The sequence below is a fragment of the Conexibacter stalactiti genome, from assembly GCF_033542075.1.
Lineage (GTDB): Bacteria > Actinomycetota > Thermoleophilia > Solirubrobacterales > Solirubrobacteraceae > Conexibacter > Conexibacter stalactiti.
On sequence record NZ_JAWSTH010000182.1, the window covers coordinates 1 to 5544 of the forward strand.

Genomic DNA, 5544 nt, shown 5'->3' on the forward strand with positions numbered 1-5544 from the left:
CGGCCGCTGCTGCTGGCCGCCGTCGACGCGCTCGACGCGCTCGCCGCCGCGCGTCACGGCGGGGCCGCGAGCGCCGCCGCGCTGGAGCCGGCGCAGCTGACCGCGCTGCTGGCCGAGCTGGCGGCCGGACCGCACGCCGACGCCTTCGACGTCGTCTGGGAGCTGGCCTGCGAGGCCTACTATCGCGACCCGGCGACGCAGCCGGCGCTGCTGCGGCGGACCGGCTTCTCGGCCGCGCAGGCGACCGTCGGCTGGGAGCTGGAGCCGTTCGAGGAGGCGCTGACGCACGGCGTCGCCGCCAGAGCCGCGACCTGGGTCGAGGTGACGGCATGAGCGCCGCGCACCTGACCGCCGACGTGCTCGTGATCGGCTCCGGTCCGAGCGGCGCCGCGCTGAGCTGGCGGCTCGCCTCGCAGGGCGCCGACGTGCTCTGCCTCGAGCAGGGCGACTGGATGACCGCCGATGACCTGCCGAAGTCGCACGAGGACTGGGACGCGCGCGGCCGCCACGGCTGGAACCCGAGCCCCGGCAAGCGCCGCGACCCGGTCGACTACCCCGTCACCAACCTCGGCGCCGACCCGGTCGACGCCTACGTCTACAACGCCGTCGGCGGCTCCGCCAACGGCTACGGCGGCCACTTCTGGCGGCTCGTGCCGTCCGACTTCCGCACCAAGACGCTCGACGGCTTCGGCGTCGACTGGCCGATCTCCTACGACGAGCTGGCGCCCTACTACGACCTCAACGAGCGCGAGCTGGGCGTCTCCGGCCTCGCCGGCGACCCGACCGCGCCGCCGCGCACCGCGCCGCCGCTGCCGCCGGCCGACCTCGGCAGGCTCGGCCGCCGCTGGATCGAGGGCTTCGAGCGGCTCGGCTGGTACTGGTGGCCGCACGACCAGGCGATCGTCACGCGCCCGTACCGCGACCGCGGCGTCTGCACCAACCGCGGCTTCTGCACGCTCGGCTGTCCGAACGGCGCGCTCTCGACCCCCGGCAACACCTACTGGCCGGCCGCCTTCCAGCACGGCGCGCGGCTGCAGACGCGCGCTCGCGTGCGCGAGGTGCTCGTCGGCGCCGACGGCCGCGCGACCGGCGCGCTCTACTACGACGGCGACGGCGAGCTGCGCGAGGCGCGCGCGAAGGTCGTCGTGATCTGCGCCAATGGGATCGGCACGCCGCGGCTGCTGCTGATGTCGAGATCGCCCGCCCACCCCGACGGGCTCGCCAACTCCTCCGGCCTCGTCGGCAGGAACCTGATGGTGCACGTGCAGTCGGTCGCGCTCGGCCGCTTCGACGACCACCTCGACACGTTCAAGGGCGCGCGCGGCTCGGTGATCGGCTCGCGCCACTTCTACGAGACCGACCCCGCGCGCGACTTCAAGCGCGGCTTCATCCTCTCGGCGATGCGCGGCAACTCGCCGCTCAACATCGCGCTCGGCGGCGCGCCGTGGGGCGCCGACCACCACGGCGCGGTGGAGCGGGCCGTCGGCCACGACGGCGCCGTCTGGGTCTGCGGCGACGACGCGCCGGAGGAGGTCAACCGCGTCGAGCTGGACGACGACAAGCTCGACGCGTGGGGGCTGCCGGGCGTGCGCACCCACTACCGCCTCTCCGACAACTCGAAGCGGATCGGGCAGTTCGGGCTGGAGCGCGCGAAGGAGCTGCTGAGCGCGGCCGGCGCGCGCGACGTGATCGACACCGGCCTCTCGCCGATCCTCGGCTGGCATCTGCTCGGCACCGCGCGGATGGGGCACGACCCGGCCACCTCGGTCGTCGACGCGAGCAACCGCGCCCACGACGTCGACAACCTCTACGTCGTCGACGGCTCGAGCATGCCGACCGGCGGCTCGATCAACCCGACCAACACGCTGCAGGCGCTCGCGCTGCGCACGGCCGACCAGATCTGGTCGCGCCGCCGCGAGCTGACCGAGACGCCCGCGACGACCGCGACCGCAGGGAGCGCCGCATGAGCACGACCGTCCCGCAGAGCCCTTCGAACGCCGCCGCGCGGTCGCGCCTGGAGCGGCCGTGGCAGCTGCTGATCGGCGGCCGGTTCGTCGATGCCGCCGACGGCGCGACGCTCGTCAGCGAGGACCCGGCGACCGGCGCGCCGCTGGCGACCGTCGCCGCCGCCGGCGCGGCCGACGTCGACCGCGCCGTGAGCGCCGCGCGCGCCGCCTTCGAGGGCGCCGCGTGGGCCGACCTGACGCCGTCGGCGCGCGGGCAGGTCGTCTGGCGGATCGGCGAGCTGATCGAACGCCATGCCGACGAGCTGGCCGAGCTGGAGTCGCTCGACAACGGCAAGGCGCTTCCGATCGCGCGCGGGATCGACGTCCCGCTGGCGGCCGACATCTTCCGCTACATGGCCGGCTGGGCGACGAAGATCGAGGGCTCGACGATCCCGCTCTCCGGCGGCGGCGCGCAGCTGCACGCCTACACCGTGCGCGAGCCGGTCGGCGTCGTCGGCGCGATCGTGCCGTGGAACTTCCCGCTGCTGATGGCGGCGTGGAAGCTGGCGCCGGCGCTCGCCGCCGGCTGCACGGTGGTGCTGAAGCCGGCGGAGCAGACGCCGCTGAGCGCGCTGCGGCTCGGCGAGCTGCTGGCCGAGGCGGGCGTGCCGGACGGCGTCGTCAACATCGTGCCGGGCTTCGGCGAGAGCGCCGGCGCCGCGCTGACCGCCCACCCCGGCGTCGACAAGGTCGCCTTCACCGGCTCGACCGAGGTCGGTCGCGCGATCCTGCGCTCGGTCGAGCCGTCGCTCAAGCGCGTCTCGCTGGAGCTGGGCGGCAAGTCGCCGAACGTCGTCTTCGCCGACGCGAACCTGGAGGAGGCGATCCCCGGCGCGGCGATCGCGATCTTCGGCAACAGCGGCCAGGGCTGCTCGGCCGGCTCGCGCCTCTACATCCACCGCGACGTCTACGACGAGGTCGTCTCCGGGGTCGCGTCGTTCGCGGCCTCGCTGCGGCTCGGTCCCGGGCTCGGCGGTGAGACCGACCTCGGCCCGCTCGTCTCACGCGCGCAGTGGGAGCGCGTCAACGGGTACGTCGAGGGCGCGCGCGCCGACGGCGCGCGGATCGTGACCGGCGGCAGCGCGCCGGGCGGCTCCGGGCACTTCTACGCCCCGACGGTGATCGCCGACACGACGCCGCAGATGGCGGTCGTGCGCGAGGAGATCTTCGGCCCGGTCGTGACGGCGATCCCGTTCTCGACCGAGGAGGAGCTGGTCACGGCCGCCAACGACACGCCCTACGGCCTCGCCGCCGGCATCTGGACGCGCGACCTCTCGACCGCCCACCGCGTCGCGCGCGCCCTGCGTGCCGGCTCGGTCTGGATCAACACCTACAACCACTACGACGCGGCGCTGCCGTTCGGCGGCTTCAAGCAGTCGGGCTGGGGCCGCGAAATGGGCTGGGAGGCGATCGAGCTGTACACCGAGCTGAAGACGGTGGTCGCGAAGCTGTAGGGCTGGCCGGGCGCGCGCGTCGGGCGCGCGGCGCCGGCGCGCCGGCTACAGCGGCAGGCGCGCGTCGACGCGGAAGCCGCCGCCGGGCGTCGGGCCGGCGCTCAGCAGCCCGCCGGCGGCGGCCGCGCGGCGGTGCATCCCGGGGATCCCGCAGCCGCTGCCGGGCGGGCAGGCGGCGGTGCGCGCCGGGGCGTTGACGACCGTGACCCCGAGCGCGCCGCGGACGACCTCGACGCGCACGTGGACCGGCGCCTCCGGCGCGTGGCGGCGGGCGTTGGTGAGCGACTCCTGCACGATCCGGTAGGCGACGGCGGCGAGCGGCCGCGGCGCGGCCGCGAGCGCGACGCCGTCGACGGCGAACGTGACCGGCTGGTCGACCGCGAGCGCCATCAGCGCCGCGACGCCGGCAAGCGGAGCGGGCTGCGCGGCGGCAGCGGCGCGCGGGTCGCGCGTGGCGGCAGGCTGCTCGAGCGGCAGCGGGTCGTGACGCAGCGGCTCCGCGAGCAGCGTCTCCAGCTCCGCACCGGTCTCGCCAGCGAGCGCCGCGACGCGGCCGAGCGCCTCACGCGCGAGCGCCGGCTCGCGTTCCAACCGCGCCCGCGCGCCGCCGGCCAGCAGCGCGGCGAGCGAGAGCGAGTGGCCGAGCGTGTCGTGGACGTCGTCGGCCAGCTCGCGGCAGGCCACCGACGGCAGGCTCGCGATCAGGCGCCGCACGTCGCCGAGCGCGTCGAGCGCGAGGTCGCCGATCTCCGTCGTCGCGGCCAGCGCCGCGGCGTCGTCGAAGCCGACGAGCGTGCGCGCCGCGGTCGCGCGCTCACGGATGCGCGCCATCGCGACGGCGATCACGTCGTGCAGCTGCGCGACGACCGCGGGGCCCGTGTCGAGCTCGGTGCTGGCGACCATCAACATCGATCAGCACCGTCCCAATCCGATCGCCTGCTCACATCGGGGTGCCTCCTCATTTCTTCGTCCGAGGCCGCTGGAGAGCCCTGTCCGCGTGACAGACTGCGCCCGTGCTGCTGCTGGGACGGGAGCGCGAGCTGACGCGCATCGAGGAGCTGCTGGACCAGGCGCGCGCCGGGCGCGGGGGTGCCCTGCTGCTGCACGGCGAGGCCGGGATCGGCAAGACCGCGCTCGTCGCCGCGGCGGCCGAGCGCGCCACCGCTTGCCTGGTCCTGCGCGCGAGCGGCTACGAGGCATCCTCGGCGCTGCCGTACGCTGGCCTGCGCCAGCTCGTCGCGCCGCTGCTGCCGCTGCGCGAGCAGCTCTCGCAGGTGCAGTCGCAGGCGCTCGCGGTCGCGCTCGCGCTGCAGCCGCCGACGCCGCCGACGCGGCTCGCGGTGCCGCTCGCGCTCGTCGCGCTGCTGACGCTCGCCGCCGAGCGCAGGCCGGTGCTGGCGATCGTCGACGACGTGCAGTGGCTCGACCCCGCCTCGCGCGAGGCGATCCTGTTCGCCGCCCGCCGCCTCGGCGACGCGCCGGTCGCGCTGCTGCTCGCGGCGCGCACGAGCGAGCAGCAGCCGTTCGAGGCGCCGGGACTGCCGCGGCTGGCGGTCGAGCCGCTCGACGGCGACACCGCGCGCGAGCTGCTGGACGACGCCGGCGGCGCCCTGACCGAGGCGGTCCGCGAGGCGGTCGCCGCCGCCGCGGCCGGCAACCCGCTGGCGCTGCTGGAGCTGCCGGCCGGCCTGACGCCGGCGCAGCGCGCGGGCGCGGAGCCGCTCGGCCTGCCGCTGCGACTCGGGCCGCTGCTGCAGGACGCCTTCACGCGGCGGATCGCCGAGCTGGAACCGGCCGAGCGGCACGCGGTCACGGTCGCGGCGGCGCTGGAGCAGGGACCGCTGTCGTGGCTGCTGGCGGCGCTCGCCCGACTGGGGATCCCCGCGACCGCGCTCGACGCCGCCGAGCGCACGCGGACGGTGCTCGTCGCCGACGGCGAGGTCGAGCTGCGCCACCCGCTGCTGCGGACCGCCGCCTACTACGCCGGCGACGACGAGGAGCGGCGCAGCGCCCACCGGGCGCTCGCGTCGACCGCGCCCGACCCGCGCCGCCGCGCGTGGCATCTCGCGTCGGCGGCCGCCGAC

Annotated in this window: 5 protein-coding genes; 4 read left to right on the forward strand and 1 reads right to left on the reverse strand. The window is 76.2% G+C overall.

Annotated features, from left to right (window positions below; genetic code table 11):
• From R7226_RS30825 to R7226_RS30835, 3 genes are all read left to right on the forward strand, one after another.
• The coding region (locus R7226_RS30825; RefSeq protein WP_318601376.1) for a hypothetical protein at positions 1-333 on the forward strand (333 nt) is incomplete at its 5' end.
• The gene (locus tag R7226_RS30830) at positions 330-1967 is read left to right on the forward strand and encodes a GMC family oxidoreductase (RefSeq protein ID WP_318601377.1); all 1638 of its coding nucleotides are present in this window, start codon (positions 330-332) and stop codon (positions 1965-1967) included. The genes R7226_RS30825 and R7226_RS30830, both read left to right, overlap by 4 nt.
• Entirely contained in the window at positions 1964-3460 is a 1497-nt protein-coding gene (locus R7226_RS30835; RefSeq protein WP_318601378.1) for an aldehyde dehydrogenase family protein, read from the forward strand. Before R7226_RS30830 ends, R7226_RS30835 begins: the two co-directional genes overlap by 4 nt.
• 45 nt (positions 3461-3505) lie before the next feature.
• On the opposite strand, the gene R7226_RS30840 is transcribed toward R7226_RS30835, so the two are convergent.
• Entirely contained in the window at positions 3506-4363 is an 858-nt protein-coding gene (locus R7226_RS30840) for a histidine kinase (protein WP_318601379.1), read from the reverse strand.
• 110 nt (positions 4364-4473) lie between these two features.
• Between R7226_RS30840 and R7226_RS30845 the strand changes: the two genes are divergently transcribed.
• Positions 4474-5544: AAA family ATPase (locus R7226_RS30845; RefSeq protein WP_318601380.1), on the forward strand; the 1071-nt coding region annotated here is incomplete at its 3' end.